This is a genomic window from Nocardia arseniciresistens (genome assembly GCF_046764875.1).
GTDB lineage: Bacteria > Actinomycetota > Actinomycetes > Mycobacteriales > Mycobacteriaceae > Nocardia > Nocardia arseniciresistens.
The window spans coordinates 428,765-452,424 of record NZ_JBKORD010000004.1; the positions used below are offsets into that span (position 1 = coordinate 428,765).

Genomic DNA, 23,660 nt, shown 5'->3' on the forward strand with positions numbered 1-23,660 from the left:
CATGGAACTGACCGGGCCGATCGTGCTGTCGGACAACCGATACGGCAAGGCCGAGAACCGGGTCGTCCGCATCTACCGGGACGAAGCGCGCCACGAGATCCGCGACCTGAACGTATCCACGGTGCTACGCGGTGATTTCGCCGACGCCTACATCAGCGGCGACCAGTCGAAAGTGCTGCCCACCGACACCCAGAAGAACACCGCGTACGCCTATGCGAAAGAGCCGGGGGTGCAGACCATCGAGGAATACGCGCTCGCGCTGGCCGGGCACTTCGTCTCCGACGTCGAGCCGGTCGACAGCGCGCGCATCGAGGTCGAAGAGTATGCCTGGCAACGGGTTTCGGTCGGCGGCAGCGAGCACGACCACACCTGGACCAGGACCGGTCCCGAGGTGCGCACGGCCACGGTGACGGTGCGCGGCAAGGGCAGCGATCAGCGGGCCTGGGTCATCGGCGGCGTGCGGGATCTGGTGATTCTGAAGTCGACCGGATCCGAGTTCGCGGACTTCCGCACCGACGAATTCACCACTCTCGCACCGACACACGACCGCATGCTGGCGACCGCGCTCGTCGCGCAGTGGCGCTTCACGACCACCATGGGCGTCGATTGGGACGAGGTGTACACGGGTATTCGGGCCCGGTTGGTCGAGAGTTTCGCGACACTGCATTCGAAGGCATTGCAGCAGACGCTGTTCGCCATGGGTGCGGCCGCGCTCGAGGCGTACCCGGTGCTCGCCGAGGTCCGGCTCGCCGCGCCGAACAAGCACCACTTCGACTACGACCTAGGCAGGTTCGGTATCGATAATCATGGCGAGGTGTTCCACGCCGCCGATCGGCCCTACGGGCTGATCCACGCCACAGTGTCCCGGGAAGACGCGCCCGATGCGGGGCCGGCATGGCGGGCGTAGCCGAGCCGACGCTGGTCATCGACGGCTGCGCGGTCGCGACCGTCGACGCGGCCGGCACGGAGTTCCGTCGCGGCTATGTGACGGTGCACGGCAACAGGATCGGCATCGTCGCTGCGGGCGCCGCGCCCGATTTCGATGGGGTGCCGCGCATCGACGGCCGTGGCTGCTTGCTGACTCCCGGCCTGGTGAACACTCATCACCATCTCTATCAATGGATTACGCGGGGTCTCGCGGCGGATAACACCCTGTTCGAGTGGCTCACCACGCTCTACCCGATCTGGGCTGGCATCGATGAGCAGGCGGTACGGGTCGCGGCGACCGGAGCACTGTGCGCGCTGGCGCGCACCGGTTGCACCACCACGACCGACCATCACTACGTCTTTCCACACGCGGGCGGCGACCTGCTCGGTGCCGAGATCGCGGCCGCGGCGGAGGTGGGATTGCGCTTCCACCCGTGTCGAGGCTCGATGGACCTCGGTGCGAGTTCCGGTGGGCTGCCGCCCGATCACGTGGTGGAATCGCTGGACGCCGTGCTGACGGCGAGCGCGGACGCGATCTCGCGCTGGCACGATCGGTCGTTCGACTCGATGCTGCGCATTGCCCTCGCGCCGTGCTCACCGTTCTCGGTCACCGCGGACCTGATGCGTGAAACCGCCACGCTTGCCCGCGATGCCGGGGTGCGACTGCACACCCATCTCGCCGAGACCCTCGACGAGCAAAATTTCTGCATGACGCAGTTCGGTTGCACGCCAGCGGAATACATGGGGCAGCTCGGCTGGATCGGCCCCGATGTGTGGTTCGCGCACGCCGTGCACCTCGACGACGCGGCCATCACCGCGCTCGCGGAGTCCGGCACCGCAATCGCGCACTGTCCCACCTCCAACGGCCGCCTGGGCGCAGGCATCGCCCGCACCGCCGACCTGCTCGCCGCGGGCGCGGCAGTCGGACTCGGCGTGGACGGCGCGGCGAGCAACGAGTCGAGCTCGATGATCGAGGAGCCACGCAATGCGCTGCTCTACGCCCGCGCCAAGGGCGGCCCGCGCGCACTGAGCGTGCGAACAGCCTTGTCGCTGGCCACGATCGGCGGCGCGCGAGTACTCGGCCGCGCCGCCGAGATCGGCTCGATCGAACCAGGCAAGCTCGCTGACCTCGCGCTGTGGCGTCTCGACACCCCGGCACACGCCGGCATCGACGACCCGGTGACCGCACTGATCCTCGGCTCGGCGCCACCGCTTGCCGCGTTGATCGTGAATGGGCGCGAGGTCGTTCGCGACGGCGAGGTTCGGACCGTCGACGAGCAGAGCGTCGGAGTGCGGGTGGCTCGAGCGCAGGCGGCGCTGGTCGCGAAGGCGGGCTGAGGCCGGCGCGTACCGCGCAGGGAGGGCCGTAACCATCGCGTCGGATCTGACCGCGTTCACAGCGGACCGCCGAAAGGGCTATCGCGGGCATCGCGGCGGCCGGGACAGTGCTGTTCGGGAGGGGTGCCGGAGGTGTCGCGGTAACGGTGGCGCAATGTGGGTGGGTGTTGCGCAACATTGCGGCAACTCTCGGCTTCTACTCTGGCGACAGAGGTAGTGGAGGTGAGGTGCGACGTGGACCTGGACACGATCCGGGAGGTGACGGTAGCTCGGGAGCGGGCTGACCTGGTGGTTTTGGGTGGCTCGTGTGGGATTCTCGCCGGGGGTACCTACTTGTTCTCCGAGCCGCAGGAGGGGTTGGAGCGGTTGGTCGACATCACCGCACTGGGCTGGACCGCATTGTCGGAGACCCCTGAGGGGCTGGAGATCGCGGCTACCTGCACATTGACCGAGTTCGCCGGTGCGTCGCCCGGCCGTGAGCTCGGTACGGCGGTGCTGCGGCCGGAGTGGCCGGGGACCGCACTGTTCGCGCAGGGCTGCCGGGCCCTGCTCGCCTCGCACAAGATCTGGCGGACCGCGACTGTCGGCGGCAACGTGTGCTCGGCGTTGCCCGCGGGTGGTGTGCTTGCCGCGGTGACCGCGCTCGACGGGGTCGCGCTCGTGTGGTCGCCGGACGGCACCGATCGGCGTATTCCGCTGCGGGAGTTCGTTATCGGTCCTCGAATCAATGCGCTGCTGCCCGGCGAGGTACTGCGGTCGATCATCATTCCGACGCGAAGCCTGCTCGCGCGCACAGCTTTCCGGAAGATCGCGTTGTCGCCGCTCGGCCGCTCCGGAGCAGTGGTGATGGGACGCCGCGAGCGCGACGATCGGTGTGCGCTCACCATCACCGCCGCGACCAGCAGGCCGATCGTGCTGGATTTCGCCGAACCGCCCAGCGCCGACCGGATACAGACCGCCATCTCATCGATCGATCCGCTGCTCTGGTTCGACGATCCGCACGGCGCACCGGACTGGCGCTGTCACGTCACCGTGTTACTCGCCGAGCAAGTCGCCGATGAGCTAGGAACTGAACCGGGCGTGCCGCAATGAAATTCGAGGTCGACGGCCATTCGGTGCAGGCCGACCCCCGCCCGGGTCAATGCCTACGCACTCTGCTCCGCGAAACCGGCCACCTGGCCGTGAAGAAAGCCTGCGACGCGGGCGACTGCGGCGCCTGCTCGGTCCAACTCGACGGAATGACCGTGCACTCCTGCATCATTCCGGCCTACCGTGCCGCCGATCGCATCATCACCACAGCGTCCGGTCTCGGCACCATCGACGATCTACACCCGGTGCAGCAGCGATTCATCGACGCGGCCGCCTTCCAATGCGGCTTCTGTACGGCAGGCATGGTGGTCACCGCCGCGGGCCTCGGCTGTGGCAGCCGATCGACCGCCCCCGACACGGCCGAACTTCCCGAGCTGATGAAGGGAAACCTGTGCCGTTGCACGGGATATCGAGCCATCGTCGACGCGCTCACCGCCGCATCCGCCTGCCCCGAGCCGGATGCCTGGGAAACCGCACCGGCGGAACGTGGAGCCGATGATCTGCCCCGGTGCGCTGTCGACTCCGGCAAGGTCTCCGATTCATCGGGATCCAGAGCCTCCAGCCCCGGTTCGGGCCACATCGGTAGCGGAACTGCCGCGCCGGCAGCGGCTCGTATCGTGACCGGGACAGAGCCGTTCACTTTCGATGTCCGTGCCCGCGATGTCGACCCCACCGCCGACCCCGCAATGGCCCCTCCGACCGCCCCTCTGCATATCGCGGTGCTGCCGAGCCCTCATCCACATGCGCGGATCATTTCGATCGATGCCTCGTCCGCCGAGGCGCTTCCCGGCGTGCATGCGGTGTTCACCTGGGCGGATGCACCGGATGTCGCGTTTTCGACGGCGCGCCACGAGTTTCGGATGGACGATCCCGATGACACCTATGTGTTGGATCGGACGGTGCGATTCGTCGGGCAGCGGGTAGCCGCCGTCGTTGCCGAGAGCCTCGATATTGCCAGGGCCGGGTGCCGGGCGTTGCGGGTGGAGTACGAGGTGCTTCCCGCCGTGTTCGATCCGGCGCAGGCGTTGAGTGCGTGGGCGCCGAAACTACATGGTGGTAAACCGAAGTCGGCTCGGATCGCCGATGCGGAGCGGAATCTGGTTGCCGAGGTGCACGGCGAGGTCGGCGATGTGGCCGGGGGGTTGGTGGCGGCCGCTCATGTGGTGCATGGGGTTTGGCATTCTCCGCGTGCACAGCACGTGCATCTGGAGACGCACGGTGGCATCGGCTGGCTGGACGAGCACAGCAGGCTCGTGATCCGATGCAGTACGCAGGTGCCGTTCCTTGTACGTGACGAATTGTGCGAGGTGTTCGGACTACCCCGGGAACGGGTGCGGGTCTTCGCGACCCGCGTCGGCGGCGGTTTCGGCGCCAAGCAGGAGATGCTGGCCGAGGACCTCATCGCGTTGGCGGTGCTGCGGACCGGGCGACCGGTGCAGTATGAGTTCACCAGGTCCGATGAGTTCACCTCCGCGACATGCAGGCATCCGATGCGAGTCGAGGTGACGGCGGGCGCGGATGCCGACGGCGTACTGACCGCGCTCGCGGTCGACGTGCTCGCCGATGCGGGCGCGTACGGCAATCACAGTGTGGGGGTGATGTTCCACGGTGTCGGCGAATCGGTGGAGGTCTACCGCTGTGCCAACAAGCGGGTCGACGCACAGTCGGTGTACACCAACAACATTCCCTCCGGCGCGTTCCGCGGATATGGCCTCGGGCAGATCATCTTCGGTGTCGAGTCGGCCCTCGACGAGCTGGCGCGTGCCGTCGGCGTCGACCCGTTCGAGTTCCGGCGCCGCAATGTGGTGGTGCCGGGGGATCGGTTCGTCGGCGCGGAAGTCGACGACAGCGACCTGACGTTCGGAAGTTATGGCCTCGACCAGTGTATCGATATCGCCGAGCGAGCATTGTCGCGCGGCAACGGTATCGCGGCCCCAGGCCCGGAATGGCGGGTGGGCGAGGGCATGGCGCTGTCCATGATCGCCACCATCCCGCCGCGCGGACACCGCTCCGAAGCGATCGCCCTGCTACGCGCCGATGGTCGCTACGAAATACGGGTCGGCACCGCGGAATTCGGCAACGGCACTACAACGGTGCACGCCCAGATCGCCGCAACCGCGCTGAACGCCGATGTCCGCCAGGTGCTGGTCAGGCAGTCCGACACCGACCTGGTCGGGCACGATACCGGCGCGTTCGGGTCGACCGGAATCACGGTGGCAGGTAAGGCTTCCTACGCGGCAGCCCTGTCTTTACGTGGCCGAATCCTGGCCAGGGCATCTGAACTGAGCGGGCTGGCCGAGTCGGACTGCGAACTGCGGCCCGATGGTGTCCGCTGCGGCGACCGGTTGCTCGTCGCGGCGGAACTGCTGGCCGACGGCGAGCTGTCCGCGCGCGGCGACCACGACGGAAGTCCCCGCTCGGTCAGTTTCAATGTGCACGCGTTCCGGGTCGCGGTCCAGCAGGACACCGGATCCGTGCGCATCCTCCAGTCCATCCAGGCCGCCGACGCGGGCACGGTGCTCAATCCGGTGCAGTGCCGAGGACAGGTGGAGGGCGGCGTGGCGCAGGCCATCGGTACCGCGCTCTATGAGGACATGCGCAGCGACAACGGTGTGGTGACCACGCGGGAAGTGCGGCACTACCACGTTCCGCAGTTCGCCGACGTGCCGCGCACCGAGGTGTACTTCGCCGAAACGGCCGATGACCTCGGCCCGCTCGGTGCCAAGTCGATGAGCGAATCGCCCTACAACCCGGTCGCCCCGGCCCTGGCAAATGCCATCCGCGATGCTGTCGGGGTACGACTGGACCGGTTGCCGATGACGGCCGACCGGATCTGGCATGTCATTCAGAAAGGAGAGCAGGGGTGACCCGGCTACCCGCGAACGTCCGCGCCCGCGTCGACGCGATGCTCGATACGGTTGATAGCGAACTGCGCATGCGTTATCCAGGCCCCGACGGCCGGTCGCAGCCGATCCACACGGCCTACGTGCCCGCCGATCGCATCAGTGCCGATACGCCGGTCGAATGGGGTAACGCGGCAACGGAACTGCTCGACCGACACCACGACATGCTCGCCGAGCTCGACAGCACGCAGTCGCTGCCCGCGGTGCGTGAACGCCTCCAGCGCAACCCGATCCAGGATCTGCGCATCGACTTCGAGGACGGCTACGGATTCCGCTCGGACGACGAGGAGGACAAGGCGGCCGACACGGCGGGCACGGTCCTCGCCGCCCTCGCGGAACAATCGAGCGGCCCGGTGAGCTTCGGTATCCGGACGAAGGGCCTCGCGGGCACCGAACGCCGAAGGGCCCTGCGCACTCTGGAACTGGTGCTCGATGCCGCGGGAGGCGTCCCGGCGGGATTCGTTTTCACCGTGCCCAAGATTCGGGCGGCCGCACAGGTATCGGCGCTCGTCGCGCTGGCCGAAGGCTTCGAACGCGGCTACGGCCTCGCCGAAGGCACACTGCGTTTCGAGCTGCAGATCGAAAGCCCGCAGGCCATCATCGCCGCTGACGGCACCGCTCCGATAGCCGAGATGATCGGGCTCGCCGACGGCCGCTGTAGCGGATTGCATTTCGGCACTTACGATTACACGGCAGCGTGTGGCATTTCCGCACCCGACCAGGCACTCGATCATCCCGCCGCGGACTACGCCAAGGCGGTCATGCAGGCGGCCGCGGCGCAGACCGGAGTCTGGGTCTGCGACGGCTCTACCCAGATCGTGCCGGACACCGAGCCGGAAGCCGCACTGCGCAACCATCATCGGCTGGTCACTCGCTCGCTGCGCCGCGGTTACTACCAGGGCTGGGACATGCACCCCGGACATCTGGTCACTCGCTGGCTGGCGACCTACGAGTTCTTCCGGCAGGCCACCGCCATCGCGGTTCCGCGCTTGCAGGCCTATCTCGAACGGCGATCCGGCGGTGTCATGGACGAGCCGGCCACCGCGGAAGCATTGGCGGCCACCGTTTTACGTGGTGTGCAGTGCGGCGCTCGCACCGCTTCCGAGTTGAGCGACCTGACTCCCGCACTGACCATTGGGGTCTTGCAGGCGCTGGTCTCGCGTGCACCGATATCTCAGGAGGCGTAGATGGACAGCGACGGCGTCACTCCGATCGACTTCACACTGCTTCCGGACCTGGCGGTCCGGCCGCTCGGTGGGGCGGTGATCTGGGCCGATGACGAATTCTTCGCGGAGAAGGAGAATTTGATCAATCCGGGACCCTCCCAATACCGGCCGTCGACCTTCGGTCACAAGGGCCAGCTCTACGACGGCTGGGAGACCCGCAGGCATCGGGGCATGCCCGGTGACGATTCGGCCATCGTTCGACTCGGCGTGCCCGGCGTCATACGCGGCATCGTGGTGGACACCGCCTGGTTCAAAGGCAACTATCCGCCCGCGGTATCGGTGTCGGCCCTGGAGGTCGAGGGTTATCCGGATGCCGAGACGATCGCCGAACGTGACGACTGGTTCACCCTTGTCGACCGCGCTCCGGTAACGGGCGACAGCCGCAATCCGTTCGCCGTCGAGAACGAAAAGCGTTGGACCCATGTGAAACTCACCATGCACCCGGATGGCGGCGTCGCTCGTCTCCGGGTGTACGGGGAGGGTCGCCCCGATCCGGGGCTGCTGGGTCTCGGCCCGCTGGATCTGGCCGCGCTGGAGAACGGCGCGCTGGTGATCGACTGCTCCAACCGCTTCTACAGCTCGCCCAACCAGCTGCTCTATCCCGGTCTGGCCGGGAAGATGGGCGACGGCTGGGAGACCGCACGCCGCCGCGACGACGGCAATGACTGGGTACACATCCGGCTCGCCGGAGCAGGACTTATCCGGCTCGCCGAGATCGATACGTCTTACTTCCTCGGCAACAGCCCCGGTGCCGCGCGGCTCACCGGCCGCACCACCGATGGCACCGAGCTGGAGTTGCTGCCGCGCACCGCGTTGTTGCCCGATACCAGGCACCGATTCGCGATCGCGCCGATGGCGGCGTCGGTCGAGGAGGTTCGCCTGGATGTCTACCCGGACGGCGGGCTCGCGAGGCTGCGGCTCTACGGTGAGTTCGGCGAATGAGCACGCGGGATTTCCGCGGTTACGGTGCGACGCCGCCGGATCCGAAGTGGCCGGGCGGCGCGAAGATCGCGGTCCAGTTCGTGCTCAACTACGAAGAGGGCGCCGAGAACAGTGTCCTCGACGGCGACTCGCATTCGGAGACCTTCCTCTCGGAAATGACTCCGGCGGAAGCATTTCCGAACCGGCACATGAGCATGGAGTCGATCTACGAGTACGGCTCCCGCGCCGGTCTGTGGCGGGTGCTTCGGGTATTCGAGCGCCGCGGCCTTCCGCTCACGATTTTCGCGGTTGCTCGGGCCATGCAGCGAAATCCGGAGGCGGTAGCGGCCTTTCGTGAGTTGGGCCATGAGATCGCCAGTCACGGCCTGCGCTGGAAGTCCTACCAACTCGCCGACAGGGAGACCGAGCGTGCGCATATGGCGGAGGCGGTCCGTGTGCACACCGAGTTGACCGGTACCGCACCGCTCGGCTGGTATACCGGGCGCGACTCCCCGAACACCAGGCAACTGGTGGTCGAGCACGGTGGATTCGTCTACGACTCCGACTCCTACGCCGACGACCTGCCTTATTGGGTCGTCGTCCACAACCGCAACCACCTGGTCGTCCCGTACACCTTGGACACCAACGACATGCGTTTCGCGTCGCCCGCGGGTTTCCCGAGCGGCGAGCAGTTCTTCACTCATCTGCGCGACGCCTTCGACGTGCTCTACCGCGAAGGCATCGAAGGCAGCCCGAAAATGCTCTCCGTCGGCCTGCACTGCCGCATCGTCGGCCGCCCGGCTCGCACCGCCGCCCTGGAACGCTTCCTCGATCACATTCAGTCCCACAACGACGTCTGGATCACTCGCCGTATCGACATCGCCGAACACTGGCACCGAACCCACGCACCGCGGCACTGACCATTCAGCACAAGGTGTGTGTCAGGCGAACAGGCGCTGTACGAACGGCACGGAATCCGGCAGCGAAGCGTTGACGGTTCCACTGTGGTCGGTGGGATAGGTGTGCAGGGTGACCGGTTGGCCGTTCGCTTCCAGTACGGCTGCCCAGCGCAGGGATTCCGGCGTGATGACGTCGGTGTCGCGCAGACCCTGTCCGATGAAAATCGGCTTGTTGTAGCCGGATTCGGGCAGCGCCATGTACCGAGCGAGGAAACCGTGCAAGTCGGGGATCTCCAGCAGCGGCCGGGAGAACAGGTCGCCGAGCACGACGCCGCGCGCTGCCAGTTCGTCGCCGAAGGGCACGATGCACGCATCCCGGGCCCGAGTCAGCCACTCGCGGCCGGAGTCGGTGAGGAAGGACTCGACGTTCAGCGTCGGGAAGGCGGCTGCCTCGCCTTCGCTCGGCCCGGCGCGGTTTTCGGACGGACCGCGTCCGGCTGCTTCCGAGAAGGTAGTGCGCAGGCCGTTGAGGATGTACAGCACGTAGGCGGTGCTGTGCGGGCTCAGTTCGATGGGCGGGATATGCGGAGCGAGCGGCAGCAGTATGTCCTCGATGTAGGCGGGCACACCGGTGGTGACCGCGCCGCGATAGTCCAGTTCGGGACCGCCTAGTTCGGTGGCGTAGCGCGCGGTATAGGCGGCCGCACCCGCGCCTTGGGACTGTCCGACGACCGCCCACTTCTTCGCGAGCGACGAGTACTGCCTGGTCGCGGCCTGTACGGCATCGACGACGTTGTGTGCCATGACCATCCCGTTGAGGTAGGGATGCTCGCCGGGTGTGCCGAGTCCTGCGTAATCGGCGGCCACGATGGCGTAGCCCTGCTTCAGCCAGGTGTCCAGGTAAGCCCAGTCGCGATCCACGGCGCTCGGTCCCGCGGTGCTGTAGGCGCAGTCGTCGCCGAGTCCGACGGTGCCGTGCGCCCAGGCGATCACCGGCCAGCCACCCGCGGGTGGCTCGCCTTGCGGGAAGTAGACGGCGGCGCTCGCCTCGGTCGGTACGTCGTTCGCGGTGCTGGTGCGATAGAGGATGCGGGTGGAGTTCACCGCAGCGGGCGGCGTCGCGACCGCGGCGAGCGGAGCAGTGGACGTGACGGTGCCCTGTCCGCCCGCCGGTTCGGCGGTGGCCGCGGGGATGGCCAGCAGGCTTGCGGCACAAACGCAGGCGACTGCCGTGGTGAACCACAGTTTCCGCATGGTGCTCCTGTCGGGTTGATCGGCGTCCGGTGTCCGCCGCGGCTCGCCGACACAGTCTGCCCGACTGGACGCGCGCGGCCCCACTCGAAGGTGGCGGAGCCCACACCGAGGGCACCCGCCCGAAGCTGTGAAGGTCCTCACAGCATGGAATGCCGGTGGGGGTCGATGGTAGCGAACTCGGCGATCTCTAACAGTACGATCGTTACGCTAAAACCGCATGTCAGCGCTACTCGTCGGTAGGTTTTATGCTTGCAATTAACCAGCAAATTTCGCAAAGTTAGCAAAGGCCTGCGGAAACCTAGCTGAGATTCACACTAGCAACAGGTAGACGGCTATTTCCTGGTGTGTCATCGTGTGGAAGTACACCCCATGGGCCTAGCAAGCCTGCGAATAACCGCTCCAGCAGTTCGAGCATTGCTCGACCGTGGGGCGAACCCATCAACGAGGAAGTGGAGTCAGAGATGACCACCGGCACCCCGAAGACCGCCGCGGAAATCCAGCAGGATTGGGACACCAACCCTCGCTGGAAGGGCGTCACCCGTAACTTCACCGCGGAGCAGGTGTCGAAGCTCCAGGGCACCGTCGTCGAAGAGGCCACGCTGGCCCGCCGCGGTTCGGAGATCCTGTGGGACCTCGTGAACAACGAGGACTACATCAACTCCCTCGGCGCCCTGACCGGCAACATGGCCGTGCAGCAGGTGCGCGCCGGCCTCCAGGCCATTTACCTGTCCGGTTGGCAGGTCGCCGGTGATGCGAACCTCTCCGGCCACACCTACCCGGACCAGAGCCTCTACCCGGCCAACTCGGTCCCCGCCGTCGTGCGTCGCATCAACAACGCGCTGCTGCGCGCCGACGAGATCGCCAGGGTCGAGGGTGACGACTCGGTCAAGAACTGGCTCGCCCCGATCGTCGCCGACGCCGAGGCCGGCTTCGGTGGCGCGCTGAACGCCTACGAGCTGCAGAAGGCCATGATCCAGGCCGGCGCGGCAGGCGTGCACTGGGAAGACCAGCTCGCCTCGGAGAAGAAGTGTGGCCACCTCGGTGGCAAGGTGCTGATCCCGACCCAGCAGCACATCCGCACCCTGACCTCCGCGCGTCTCGCCTCCGATGTCGCCGACGTCCCTTCGGTCATCATCGCCCGCACCGATGCCGAGGCCGCCACGCTGATCACCACCGATGTGGACGAGCGCGACAAGCCGTTCCTCGATGGCACCCGTACCGCCGAGGGCTTCTTCGGCGTCAAGAACGGCATCGAGCCATGCATCGCCCGTGCCAAGGCCTACGCGCCGTACGCGGACCTGATCTGGATGGAGACCGGCAAGCCCGATCTCGAGCTGGCCAAGAAGTTCTCCGAGGCCGTCCGCAGCGAGTTCCCCGACCAGCTGCTCGCCTACAACTGCTCCCCTTCCTTCAACTGGAAGGCGCACCTGGACGACGCGACCATCGCGAAGTTCCAGAAGGAGCTCGGCGCGATGGGCTTCAAGTTCCAGTTCATCACCCTTGCCGGCTTCCACTCGCTCAACTACGGCATGTTCGACCTGGCCTACGGCTACGCCCGCGAGGGCATGACCGCCTACGTCGACCTGCAGGAGCGCGAGTTCGCCGCCGAGGCGCGTGGCTACACCGCCACCAAGCACCAGCGTGAGGTCGGCGCAGGCTACTTCGACCTGATCGCCACCACCGTCGACCCGAACACCTCGACGGCCGCCCTGAAGGGCTCCACCGAAGAGGGCCAGTTCCACTGAGACATGGCGGCTGAGACATGGCGGCGCCTCCGCGCCGCGTGTTCGCGGCCCCGAGGGCTCGCTTCCGAGCACTCGAGACTCGCGCCTGCGGCGCATGCGCTTCGAGTGCTCGGAAGCGAGCCGGCCGCGAACGGGGCTCGTAAGACTCGCCCCGTGCGGGGTTGGGTATGTAGTACCCGACGCCAACAGCTCGTGATTCGCAGGGAATGAGGTTCCCGAGGTGAATACCGATAGCCCTCTACTTCAGTAGGGGTGTACCGCCCTCCCGGCTGAACAGCCCCAGCGGGGAGGGCATCCCTATACCTTGGTCCATCGAAGGCACGCTCACACCAGAGCACACCTTCGCATCAGCCACCCGATTGCCAGACAACACAGCAGGAGCGGGACGTGAGCAGCGAGAAGATTCAACGCGTCGGCATTATCGGCGCCGGACAGATGGGTGCCGGAATCGCGGAGGTGTGCGCTCGCGCGCATATCGACGTGCTCGTCTTCGAACAGACTCGGGAACTGGCCGCCGCCGGCCGCTCTCGCATCCTGCGGTCGCTCGACCGTGGCGTCAGCAGCGGCAAGATCACCGAGCGTGAGCGCGAGCAGGCCGCTTGGCGGCTGCGGTTCACCTCCGACCTCGGCGACTTCGCCGACCGCCAGCTGGTGGTCGAGGCGGTGCTCGAGGACGAGAAGGTCAAGACCGCGATCTTCAGCGAGCTCGACAAGGTCGTCACCGACCCCGATGCCGTGCTGGCCTCCAACACCTCCTCCATCCCGATCATGAAAATCGCGGTCGCGACGGCGAACCCCGAGCGCGTGGTCGGCATGCACTTCTTCAACCCGGTTCCGGTGCTGCCGCTCGTCGAGCTGGTCACCACGCTCAAGACAACCGAGGCCGTGTCCAAGCGCGCCGAGGCCTTCGCGGGTGACGTGCTCGGCAAGCAGGTCGTCCGCTCGGCCGACCGCTCCGGCTTCGTGGTCAACGCGCTGCTGGTGCCGTACCTGCTCTCCTCGATCCGCATGGTGGAGTCCGGCTTCGCCACCAAGGAAGACGTCGACAAGGCGATGGTGCTCGGCTGCGCCCACCCGATGGGCCCGCTCGCGCTGACCGACCTCGTCGGCCTCGACACCGTCAAGTCGATCGCCGACTCCATGTACGACGAGTTCAAGGAGCCGCTGTACTCGGCGCCGCCACTGCTCATGCGCATGGTCGAAGCGGGCCTGTTGGGCAAGAAGACCGGCGCCGGTTTCTACCAATACAAGGTTTAATTTGCAGCGCCTGCGGCGCTGCGTGTTCGCGGCCCCGAAGGTTCGCTTCCGAGCGGCCGAGACTCGCGACTTCGTCGCATGCGCTTCGGCCACTCGGAAGCGAACCGGCCGCGAACGTCGCTCGTAAGACTCGCTCCGTGGTGAGTGGGTTGGCTGAACATCATCTGGCTTCGGGTATGGCCGGATAGCTGGAGTTACCGGCATAAGCTGCAAGAAAGCGAGTCGTAGTCGCGGCTCGCACGAACACCGAGAGCGCAGCGCTGTGCGGTGTTCCACCGTTCGGCGGTGGGCGCGCGCAGGTGATCGAAAGGGAGCATCCCGCGCATGGTCAACGTCACCGATGGTTACGGGTCGAGCATCCTCGGCTACCCGAGAATCGGGCCGCACCGGGAACTCAAGCGGGCCCTCGAGGCCTATTGGCGCGGCGGGATATCTCGCGACGAGCTGCTCGCGGTCGGGCGCGATATTCAGGAGCGGCAGTTCAACGAGCTCGCCGCCACCGGACTGACCCAGGTGCCCGGCAACACCTTCTCCTTCTACGACCATGTGCTCGACAACGCGCTGCTCTTCGGCGCGGTGCCGACCAGGTTCAAGCCGCTGCAGGACGAGCTGGACCCGCTGGACTTCTACTTCCTGATGGCCCGCGGCCGGCCCGACCTGCCGCCACTCGAGCTGGTGCGCCTGTTCGGCACCGCTTACCACTACCGCCAGCCCGAGCTCGACCAATCCACCGAGTTCTCGCTGCACCCCGAGGCACTGCTCGACGAGTTCGACAGGGCCGAGAAGCGCGGTATCGAGCTGCGCCCCGTGGTACTCGGGCCGCTGTCGCTGCTGCTGCTTTCCAAAGCGGGGCATGTCCCAGGTGCGGCGGAATTCGATACCCTCGCCCTGCTCGACAAGCTGCTTCCGGTCTACGAGCAGCTGTTCGAGATCCTCGCCAAGCGCGGCGCCACCTGTGTGCAGTTGGACGAGCCCTGCTTCACCGGTGAGCGCGGCCCGACCGAGCTTGCCGCGTTCGAGAAGGCCTACCAACGACTTTCGAAGGCGCCGCTGCGCCCGCGCATCCTGGTCACCGGTCAGTACGGTGACTTCGGTGCGGCGCTGACCATTCTGGCCGGCACCGGTGTCGAGGCCATCGGTCTCGACCTCGCCAGCTTCCGGATGGACCCGGAGGAGCTCGCGAAGGTTCCCGGTATTCGTCGTAAGCGCTTGTATGCGGGGGTGATCAGTGGGCTCAATGTGTGGCGAGCCGATCGGGTCGTCACGCTGTCCTACCTCAACGAGCTGGCCGAGGTGTGCCCCGACCTGGTCGTCTCCACCGGCACCACGCTGCTGCACGTGCCATACGACGTGCTCGCCGAGTACGACATCGAGGGCAATGTCGCCGATCGCCTCGCCTTCGCGAAACAGAAGGTGGGCGAAGTGGTTTCGCTCGCGAAGGCGCTCACCGAGGGCCCGTCGGAGAAGTGGCGCAAGCGGCCGACCGAAGTGCACTTCAAGCAGAAGCACGCTGTACGGCAACGGGTTTACTCGGTGACACCGGACATGCGTCAGCGTGAGCCCTACGAGGTGCGCCGAGAAGCCCAGCAGCGCAAGCTGAATCTGCCGCTGGTGCCCGCGACCACGCTTGGTTCCTTCCCACAGTCCACCCGAATCCGGCAGGCCCGCCACGACCTCGGCGAAGGCAGGCTCTCCTACCAGGAGTATCGCAAGAAGATCGAGGCCGAGATCGAGGCGACGATCCGTTTGCAGGAGGACATCGGGCTGGACGTGCTCGTGCACGGCGAGCACGAGCGAAACGACATGATCCAGTACTTCGCCGAGTTGCTCGACGGCTTCGCGACCACCCGCTTCGGCTGGGTTCAGGTGTACGGATCCCGTTGTGTCCGACCGCCGATCATCTACGGCGATGTTTCGCGCCCTGCCGCGATGTCGGTCGAGTGGATCACCTATGCGCAGTCGCTGACCGACAAGCCGGTCAAGGGCATGGTCACCGGTCCGGTCACCATGATCGCGCGTTCGTTCGTCCGTCAGGACCTGCCGCTGTACGAAACCGCCGACCAGGTGGCGCTGGCGATCCGCGACGAGGTCGTCGATCTCGAGCGTGCGGGCATCTCGATCATTCAGGTCGACGAGCCCGCCGTCCGCGAAATGTTGCCGTCGCGTCCCGCCGGTCGCGCCGAGTATCTGCGCTGGGCCGTCGGCGCATTCCGTCTTGCCACCTCCGGCGTGCGGCCGGAAACCCAAATCCACACGCACCTCAACTATTCCGGACGCGCCGAGGTGGTCGAGGCGATCGAGCAGTTGGACGCCGATGTCACCGCCCTCGTCGCCACCCGCTCCATCGAATGGGTGCTCGATGCACTCGAGCACGACTGCGCCTCGGGCCACGGCCTCAGCCACGGCGTGGGACCCGGTGTCTACGAAAGCCGTTCGGCGCGTATCCCGGATATCGACGAGCTGGACGAATTGCTCACGGCCGCGTCCGAAGCCATTACTCCGGAACGACTATGGGCGAATCCGGACGGCGGATTGAAGACGCGCCACTACTGGCAACTGGAGCCGTCGCTGCGCAATATGGTCGCGGCAGCGCGCCGAGTTCGCCGGCGGGCGAGCACGGCCGAATAGGCACAGACGGAGGTCGCCTTCATGTCCGAGTGACGTGAAGGCGGCCTTTTTGTCTTTGCTTGCAATCGGTACGGTACGTACCGTACCGTCGAATTATGACCGGAACGATCGAGACCTGGCCCGAGTCGTTGGGAGTGGCGCAAGTTCGGATTGCCCGCCCTACCGATCGGTTGGCGGAGGTGGTGCGGTTCTATGTCGAAGGATTGGGGCTGCGTGAGCTGTACCGGTTCGAGAACCACGCCGGGTATGACGGAGTGATGCTCGGATTGCCAGGCGCCGCGTACCACTTGGAGTTCACCACCCATGTGGACGGCAGTCCCGGTGCCGCGCCGAGTGCGGAAAACCTTCTGGTGCTGTACTTCTCGGGGGACGCGCAGATGCACGGCGCGGCGCGGCGACTCGGTGAGTTCGGAGTGGAGCCGGTGGCGGCGGAGAATCCGTACTGGAACGAGAACGGTGGGCTGACGTTCCCGGATCCGGATGGCTGGCGAGTGGTACTGATGCCGCGACCGGTCTTCTGATGGCGGGCAGGGCTCGGGAGGACCGAATCGATGCGGCAGTGTTGGCCGCGGCAAGGGAACTGCTCGACGACACCGGATATGCCGACCTGTCCATCGGTCAGGTCGCGGCCAGGGCCGGTATCCATCGACCCGCGATCTACCGCCGCTGGCCGTCGAAACGGCACCTTGTCGTCGACGTGGTCGCCGACCTGCTCGGTTTGCACCCGACCCCCGACACCGGCGATCTCCGCGCCGATCTGACGATCGCCATGCGCAATCTTATTGCCGCCCTGCGAGATACCTCGCTACACCAAGTCCTGCCCGCCCTGGTCGCCGACCTCGCCAACGACCCGGCCCTACGAGATCACTTCCTGGCCACCGTCTTCGAACCACGCCGACAAACCACGGCGGCCGCACTGCGATCGGCGATCCGCCGCGGCGAAATCGATCCGGATCTGGACATGGACTTCGTCCTCGACGCCATCGCGGCCCCGATCTACTACCGTGCCCTCTTCGCCCACCTTCCCTTGACCGACGCGCTCGCCGACCAATCCGTCACCGCCGTCCTGCGGGCGATCGCGCCCGGGGACGCGTAGTAAGTGGCGAACTGCCCGCGAGCGGATGACGAAAGTCACGTTCGAGGGCGGGCGCATCTCCTGCCAGTGACGAAATCGCTGGTGGCACTGGGGGAGTCGGGCTCGCTGCGGCTTCTCGGCGCGGGTGATCGGTACCGATCGAGGGGCCTGGCGATGTGACGTACCACGCCTCTGACGCGGAAGTCGGGGAACTGCGCTATGGTTGCTAGTCGGCGATTGTTGATCTTGCACAGTCGCCCTATGTCCGTCGTGGATGTCTTTCTTTCGCGTCGGCCCCGCAGCTGGGTGTCATAACACCGAACGCAGGTATGGACACCCATTCTTGCGTGCCGCTGCGGTACAACACCCGATGCCGGAAAGGCACCCGTACTTTTATGACGACTCGTTCCTCGAGCCCTGCACCTGTTACTTCTTTCGCCGCACTCGGTGTGCGCAAGAAGCTTGTCGACGCCCTCGTGGCGGGCGGCATCACCGCACCGTTCCCGATCCAGGCCGCCACCCTGCCCGATTCGCTCTCGGGGCGTGATGTCCTCGGTCGCGGTAAGACCGGCAGCGGTAAGACGCTGGCCTTCTCCATCCCCATGGTCGATCGGCTCGCAGGTGGTGTGCGCAAGCCGGGTCGACCCTCCGGCCTGATCCTCGCCCCGACGCGTGAGCTGGCGACCCAGATCACTGCGGCACTGGAGCCATTGGCCGTGGCCTGCGGCTTGACGGTGACCACGATCATCGGCGGCATTTCCCAGGTCCGTCAGGCCAGGGCGCTCAGCGCGGGCGTCGATATCGTCGTCGCCTGCCCCGGCCGGTTGGAAGACCTGATGCGTCAGCGCGTCGTGCACCTGAACGAAGTGCAGGTCACCGTGCTCGACGAGGCCGATCACATGGCCGACCTCGGCTTCCTCCCCGCGGTGACGCGCATCCTCGCGGCCACCCAGTCGACCGGTCAGCGGCTGCTGTTCTCCGCCACCCTCGACAACGGCGTCGACAAGCTGGTCAAACGATTCATGCGCGATGCCGCGACGCACTCCGTCGACGAGGCCAACTCGCCGGTGGCCGCGATGACCCACCATGTCTTCGAGGTCGGTGGCGTCGACGCCAAGAACGCGCTCGTTCGCACCCTCGCCTCCGGCGGCGGCCGCCGGATCCTGTTCATGCGCACCAAGCATCAGGCGCGCAAGCTCGCCAAGCAGCTGACTATCGCGGGCATTCCGGCGACCGATCTGCACGGCAACCTCTCGCAGGTCGCTCGCGACCGCAACCTTGCCGCGTTCACCGAAGGCACGGCGCGTGTCCTGGTCGCCACCGATATCGCCGCGCGTGGCGTGCACGTCGACGATGTCGAGCTGGTTGTGCACGTCGACCCGCCCGCCGAGCACAAGGCCTACCTGCACCGCTCCGGTCGGACCGCTCGCGCGGGCAGCGCCGGTGACGTGGTCACCGTCGTACTTCCTGAGCAGCGCAGGGACGTGGCAGGGCTGCTGCGCAAGGCGGGCATCCAGGTGAGCCCGCAGCGTGTGACCGCGGATTCCGAGCCAGTGACCGCTTTGGTCGGCGAGATCGCGCCGTTCGTCGCGCCGACATACAACCCGAACGCCTCGACGCACACCGGCGGACAGGCACGCAACAGGAACAGTCGCCCGAGCGGTGACGCGGGCCGCGGCCGCGGCGCCTCGGCCGGTGGGTCGCGTACCCGGGCCGGGCAAGGCGCTGGCGCGGGACAGTCGCGTCGCCGCGACAACGACGCGGTGGCCGGTGGCCCCTCGCGCAATAGGAACGGGCGTGGCCCGAGCGACTCGGCCGACCGTGGCACCGGGTTCGATGGCCGTTCCAGCGGCCGCTCCGAGCGCGCTGCCGGACCGGCGCGCAACAGCGAGGGCCGGGCGGCCGGATTCGACGGTCAGTCGCGTGGGCGCACCGACCACGGTGCCGCGGCCGGTGGGCACAGCCGCAACGGCCGTGGCGCGGGTGTCGCCGTCGCACGCACCGATTCCGCTGGTGGCCGGGCCCAGGCCCGCCCCGCCCGCACCGGCGCATCGCACGCTCGCACCGCCTCCCGCGATCAGGCCGCCGCACCCCGCACCGGTCGGCGCTGATCACCCGATAGGCATAATCGGCCGACCTGGGCCGACCAACTGAACGAATTGCCCTCCGGCACAACCGAACGGCCCCTCGAGCCTTTGCTCGCAGGGGCCGTTCGGCTGTCCGCGAGAAGCTTCATCGGCTCAGGGCGGAGACGGCCAGCATGAAGGCGGCGCCCGTGACCGTGCAGGCGAGGGTCATGCGGGAGGGGTGTTCGGCGTGCGCCTCGGGGAGGATGTCGGCGGTGGCGAGGTAGAGCAGGAAGCCCGCGAAATAGCCGAGGTAGAGGCCGACTGTTTCGGCAGGGACTCGGATCAAGGTGCCGATGATCGCGCCGATCACCGGGGCGATGGCGTCGAGGGCGAGCAGGGTGAGGGCTCGTTTGCGGGCGTTGCCGTAGAGGGTGGTGATGGTGAAAGTGTTGAAGCCGTCGGCGAAGTCGTGGCTGATGACCGCGATGGCTACCGCGACGCCGACGGTGGCCCCCGCCTGGAAGCCGAGGCCGATCCCGAGGCCGTCGAGCAGGCTGTGGAAGATCAGCCCCGCGGCGGCAAGGATGCCGACCGATGCGAAACCGTGTTTGTGCGTACCGAATTCGGCCTCGTGGCCGGTGTGAATGGCTACCGCGCGCTCGATGACGTGGATGGTGAGAAACCCGAACACCGTCGCGAGCAGCGTGTCGGGCACCCCGAGTACGACGTGCGCCGACTGCTCCAGCGCCTCGGGCAGCAGATCGAAGAAAACCACGCCGAGAAGCACACCCGCCGCCAACCCGAGCACCAGGTGCTTGCGGTCCCCGATGCGCACCGCCACCAGCCCGCCGATCAGCGTCGAGCACATGGACGCAAGCGCCAACAAGATCGCCATCACTCCAGCATGTGCCACCACCCTCCGTGCCATCGCGACCTCGCCTCGGCGAGTTCGCCGGGCACTCACGCGGACTGGCACGGTGGCGCTACTCGGACGTAAGCGCGGCTATGCCTGTTCTTCGGGTGTTGGCCCCGTCGGTCAGGTGCGGGCGGCCAGGTTGTGGAGGCCAGCGGTGATGTCGGCGGCGGTGGGGGCGTGGTCGGGGTCTACCAGCCATTGCAGGAGCAGACCGCCGATCAGTGTTTGCAGGACGGCGCCTATCTGGGAGTTCTTGTCGGCCGGGGGAAACAGATGGGCCAGTTCGGTGCGGGCCGTGGCTTGAGCGTTGCCGAGTTCGGTCCGAATCTCGGGGGAGTGCAGAGCCTGGGCCAGGCTTTCGATGTTCGCCGACCAGAGGGCGTGGTCCTCGGTGAACGAGGTAATCAGCTTCTGGAGGAAGTCTTGCAGGCGCACGGCTGGGTCGTCGGCGCCACCGTCGGGCAATGACTCGAGGATCTGCTGCACCGCGGTGGCGCTCGATTCCATCATCGCCTGGAACAGCAGCTTGTCGCGCGTGCCGAAGTGGTAGTTGATCGCGGCCAGGTTGGTGCCGGAGGCGGCCACAATGTCGCGCACGGTGGTGCGCGCGTAGCCGCGTTCGGCCAGGCACTGCTTGGCCGCGGTCAGGAGATCTTCTCGGGTTCCCACCAGCGCACGATAGCAGTCGGACATACATGCGTTTGTGACAACCGTTTAAAACAAACGTCTGTGACAAGAGTTTGAAACGTGTGTATGTTGAGGTCATGACCGCACAGCGCCGCCTCTCTCCCTTCGAAACCAACTACTTCAGTCCGAGTGCCAAGTTCGGCAGTGTGCCGACCAGTGGGATGCCGCTGTTCATCGGCTCGACTGTGCACGGGCGACTCGATATCGAAATCCTGCGACGCGTACTCGACGAATTGGCGGCGGCGCATCCGCTGTTGCGTAGCCGGGTGGTGACCGACGCCGATGGCACGATGAGCTTCCATCGCGACGACCGATACCGTCCGCGCTTCGACATCACCGAAGGCGATGAGGTCGAGTATGTGAATCTGGTGAATACGCAACAGGATTGGCGCGACGGATTGTTCCGTGCCCACCTACTGCGTGGTGACGACCGTGATCAGCTCGTGTTGGTCATCCATCACGGGATCGCCGATGGCCGGTCCGCCTTCGCGTTGCTGGCGCAGCTGTGGCGGCAGTACACCGCACACGCGGCGGGAACCCCGCTGCCGCAGCCGGATTCCGATCAAGGTCTTCCGGAGGCCATCGACAATCAACTGGCGACTGTCGTCTCCGACATCGAGATCGACGCATTGCTCGATGAGGTCCGCTCCGCCACCGCGACGATGAGTCCGGAATCGGCGCCACGTGCATTGCCCAAGGACGGCGACGGCCTCGGCGACGATCCGCTCGGTCGACTCGCGCTACAGCGAATCGAGTTGGACGCCGAGGAAACAGCTTCCTTTGTCGGAGCGGCTCGTGCGCAAGGGATTTCGGTGAACAGCTTGCTCACTGCCGCCGCAATGATCGCGTTCCGCTCGCGGCTGGAGGGTGACGCGGGGCCGTTGCCGTTGTTCTGCGGGCACGCGGTCGATCTGCGCTCCGAGGCGAACCTGCCTGTCGGCACGATCCTCAACTGTTCCTCCGGTGCGGGCACCTATGCGCTCGTTGCCGAGGACTCGAATCCGATAGACGTGGGCAGCGCGGTGGCAGCCGCTATGCAAGCGGCGACCGATCGCCTCGAAGCCGCGTGTTTCCTGCTTGCCGGACGACGTGACCTCGACGAGATGACCGCGGCGATCCTGGCGGCCGCGCCCACCCTCGCCATCTCCAATATCGGTCGGCTGCCCGCACATTCGATGCCCGACGACATTCGGAACATTCGCGTCGACGTCTACGCGATGAGTCCCGGCATGCCGCCGAAACTCACCGCCTTCACCGTCGGCGGTCGGCTGACAATCCAGGTGGAATACGACACGGCGCTCTACAGCCGGACGCAGATGGGCAAGATCACGCTGGCTTTGATCGAGCAGATCCAACGCTGCGCGGCCGTTGCCGACGAGTAGCTATTCGGTTGGTGATCGACCGGACCCGGTCAGCCGAATGGTCAACTGCCGGGTCCATTTCGGGCGATCCTTCTTCGGTGGATCCGGCAGGTCGGTACCGACGTCGCTCTCGACCTCGTAGCGGCGAACGTACGCGCCCGCGAAGGCTTGGGCGGTAGCGGTCACCGGAATGGCAAGCAGCGCACCGGTTGCGCCGAGTATCGCCGCACCGGCCAGTACCGCGCCGAAGGCGACGGCGGGATGCATATCCAGGGTGGTCGCGGTAATTCTCGGTTGCAGCACATAGTTTTCGAACTGTTGGTACACGATGATGAAGCCCAGAATCCACAGCGCCGTGCTCGGGCTGTGCACCAGCGCGACGACCACCGGCAGCGCGCCGGCGAGATAGGTGCCGACGGTCGGAATGAACTGCGAGACAATGCCTACCCAGAGCGCGAGTGCGAAGGCCGACGGCACGTCGAGCACGCGTAACGCCACGTAGTGCGCGATGGTCGAGCAGAGCGCGAGCAGACCGCGCGAATAGATGTAGCCGCCCGTCTTCTCGACGGCGATATCCCAGGCGCGCAACACATGTCGCTGACGGTGCGGTGGCAGCAGCGAGCAGACCGCGTTGCGGAAGCGCGGTCCGTCCGCGGCGAGGTAGTAGGTGAACAGCAGCACGCCGAGAGCCTGGAAGAGCACACCGACCGCGGTGGTGCCGATGCCCCAGACGTTGCCTGCCAATCCGTCCAGGTAGCCCTCGATGGTGGCGCTGCGGTCCTTGGCGATCTTCCCGATGTCCGTGCCGGACAGATCGGTCTTGAAGGTGTGGTTGATCCAGTCGACGGCCTGATCGGCGTACTGCGGCGCGTTCTTGACCAGTGTGGTCACCTGCTCGACGAGCAGCGCACCGAGCGTCCATACGAACGCGACCGTCAGCACGGTCAGTATCAGGAACACCAGCCCGGTCGCGGGCCCGCGCCGCATGCCGCGGGCCGCGAGCCAGTTCACCGCGGGTTCGATGGCGAAGGCGAGGAACAGCGAAATCAGCAGCACAGTCAGCAGCCCTTGCAGCCGAGTCAGCAGCCAGAAGCCGCCGACGAGACCGGCCACCGTCGCCGCGGCCAGCAGAAACGCGCGCAGCAACCAGGGCGGTGGCTCGGCCGTCACATCGGCGGTGACCACCGCGTTGCCGATACTTTCGTCGCTGGGGGCCGAAGCCTTCTCGGTGGGCGAACTGTCTTCATCCGCGGGCACAATGTTCCTCCGCCTCTTCATCCGACAATCGGACCGCTAGCGATTGCTTGCAGGTCGGTCGAAATGGTGCGCTAGCGATTGCTTGCAGGTCGGTCGAAATGGTGCGCT

Annotated in this window: 18 protein-coding genes; 14 read left to right on the top strand and 4 right to left on the bottom strand. The window is 66.5% G+C overall.

Features of this window, described 5'->3' with window-relative positions; translation table 11 throughout:
• Position 1 precedes the first annotated feature (1 nt).
• The 7 genes from pucL to puuE all read left to right on the top strand — a co-directional run bounded on the left by pucL (position 2) and on the right by puuE (position 9,324).
• Complete coding sequence (gene pucL, locus ACLMAJ_RS09800) at positions 2-907, top strand: factor-independent urate hydroxylase (protein ID WP_412013223.1); 906 nt, start codon at positions 2-4, stop codon at positions 905-907.
• Positions 895-2,265: an 8-oxoguanine deaminase gene (locus ACLMAJ_RS09805; protein ID WP_412013224.1), complete on the top strand. Its 1,371-nt coding sequence runs from the start codon at positions 895-897 to the stop codon at positions 2,263-2,265. The genes pucL and ACLMAJ_RS09805 overlap by 13 nt, the downstream gene beginning before the upstream one ends.
• Positions 2,266-2,523: 258 nt before the next feature.
• Entirely contained in the window at positions 2,524-3,357 is an 834-nt protein-coding gene (locus ACLMAJ_RS09810; protein WP_412013225.1) for an FAD binding domain-containing protein, read from the top strand.
• A complete protein-coding gene (locus ACLMAJ_RS09815; protein WP_412013226.1) occupies positions 3,354-6,221 on the top strand; it encodes a molybdopterin-dependent oxidoreductase in 2,868 nt (955 codons plus the stop codon). Before ACLMAJ_RS09810 ends, ACLMAJ_RS09815 begins: the two co-directional genes overlap by 4 nt.
• Positions 6,222-6,259: 38 nt before the next feature.
• Complete coding sequence (locus tag ACLMAJ_RS09820; RefSeq protein WP_412013281.1) at positions 6,260-7,444, top strand: DUF6986 family protein; 1,185 nt, start codon at positions 6,260-6,262, stop codon at positions 7,442-7,444.
• Positions 7,445-8,425, top strand: a complete 981-nt coding sequence (alc, locus tag ACLMAJ_RS09825) for an allantoicase (RefSeq protein ID WP_412013227.1) — start codon at positions 7,445-7,447, stop codon at positions 8,423-8,425. It begins immediately after the preceding gene.
• Positions 8,422-9,324, top strand: a complete 903-nt coding sequence (gene puuE / locus ACLMAJ_RS09830; RefSeq protein ID WP_412013228.1) for an allantoinase PuuE — start codon at positions 8,422-8,424, stop codon at positions 9,322-9,324. Before alc ends, puuE begins: the two co-directional genes overlap by 4 nt.
• Positions 9,325-9,345: 21 nt before the next feature.
• On the opposite strand, the gene ACLMAJ_RS09835 is transcribed toward puuE, so the two are convergent.
• Positions 9,346-10,557 carry an alpha/beta hydrolase family protein gene (locus ACLMAJ_RS09835; RefSeq protein WP_412013229.1) on the bottom strand — a complete coding sequence of 404 codons (1,212 nt, stop codon included), beginning with the start codon at positions 10,555-10,557 and terminating at the stop codon, positions 9,346-9,348.
• A 461-nt stretch (positions 10,558-11,018) separates the two neighbouring features.
• Here ACLMAJ_RS09835 and aceA point away from each other — a divergent pair, with 461 nt between their 5' ends.
• From aceA to ACLMAJ_RS09865, 6 genes are all read left to right on the top strand, one after another.
• Complete coding sequence (aceA, locus tag ACLMAJ_RS09840) at positions 11,019-12,302, top strand: isocitrate lyase (protein ID WP_412013230.1); 1,284 nt, start codon at positions 11,019-11,021, stop codon at positions 12,300-12,302.
• Positions 12,303-12,689: 387 nt separating this feature from the next.
• Positions 12,690-13,559 carry a 3-hydroxybutyryl-CoA dehydrogenase gene (locus ACLMAJ_RS09845; RefSeq protein WP_412013231.1) on the top strand — a complete coding sequence of 290 codons (870 nt, stop codon included), beginning with the start codon at positions 12,690-12,692 and terminating at the stop codon, positions 13,557-13,559.
• Between the two features lie 324 nt (positions 13,560-13,883).
• Positions 13,884-16,187: a 5-methyltetrahydropteroyltriglutamate--homocysteine S-methyltransferase gene (metE, locus tag ACLMAJ_RS09850; protein WP_412013232.1), complete on the top strand. Its 2,304-nt coding sequence runs from the start codon at positions 13,884-13,886 to the stop codon at positions 16,185-16,187.
• A 95-nt stretch (positions 16,188-16,282) separates the two neighbouring features.
• Positions 16,283-16,708, top strand: coding sequence for a VOC family protein (locus tag ACLMAJ_RS09855; protein ID WP_412013233.1), 426 nt, complete (start codon positions 16,283-16,285; stop codon positions 16,706-16,708).
• Positions 16,708-17,283 carry a TetR/AcrR family transcriptional regulator gene (locus ACLMAJ_RS09860; protein WP_412013234.1) on the top strand — a complete coding sequence of 192 codons (576 nt, stop codon included), beginning with the start codon at positions 16,708-16,710 and terminating at the stop codon, positions 17,281-17,283. The genes ACLMAJ_RS09855 and ACLMAJ_RS09860 overlap by 1 nt, the downstream gene beginning before the upstream one ends.
• Positions 17,284-17,657: 374 nt before the next feature.
• Positions 17,658-19,373: a DEAD/DEAH box helicase gene (locus tag ACLMAJ_RS09865; RefSeq protein WP_412013235.1), complete on the top strand. Its 1,716-nt coding sequence runs from the start codon at positions 17,658-17,660 to the stop codon at positions 19,371-19,373.
• A 121-nt stretch (positions 19,374-19,494) separates the two neighbouring features.
• On the opposite strand, the gene ACLMAJ_RS09870 is transcribed toward ACLMAJ_RS09865, so the two are convergent.
• Together ACLMAJ_RS09870 and ACLMAJ_RS09875 are read right to left on the bottom strand one after the other, a co-directional pair.
• Entirely contained in the window at positions 19,495-20,226 is a 732-nt protein-coding gene (locus tag ACLMAJ_RS09870) for a ZIP family metal transporter (RefSeq protein ID WP_412013236.1), read from the bottom strand.
• Between the two features lie 141 nt (positions 20,227-20,367).
• Positions 20,368-20,916, bottom strand: a complete 549-nt coding sequence (locus ACLMAJ_RS09875) for a TetR/AcrR family transcriptional regulator (RefSeq protein ID WP_412013237.1) — start codon at positions 20,914-20,916, stop codon at positions 20,368-20,370.
• Positions 20,917-21,011: 95 nt separating this feature from the next.
• Between ACLMAJ_RS09875 and ACLMAJ_RS09880 the strand changes: the two genes are divergently transcribed.
• Entirely contained in the window at positions 21,012-22,316 is a 1,305-nt protein-coding gene (locus ACLMAJ_RS09880; RefSeq protein ID WP_412013238.1) for a phthiocerol/phthiodiolone dimycocerosyl transferase family protein, read from the top strand.
• Here the strand turns inward: ACLMAJ_RS09880 and ACLMAJ_RS09885 are convergent, their stop codons facing one another.
• Positions 22,317-23,552 (bottom strand): AI-2E family transporter, encoded by a 1,236-nt coding sequence (locus ACLMAJ_RS09885; protein ID WP_412013239.1) that lies wholly within the window; start codon positions 23,550-23,552, stop codon positions 22,317-22,319. It lies immediately after the preceding gene.
• Positions 23,553-23,660 lie beyond the last annotated feature (108 nt).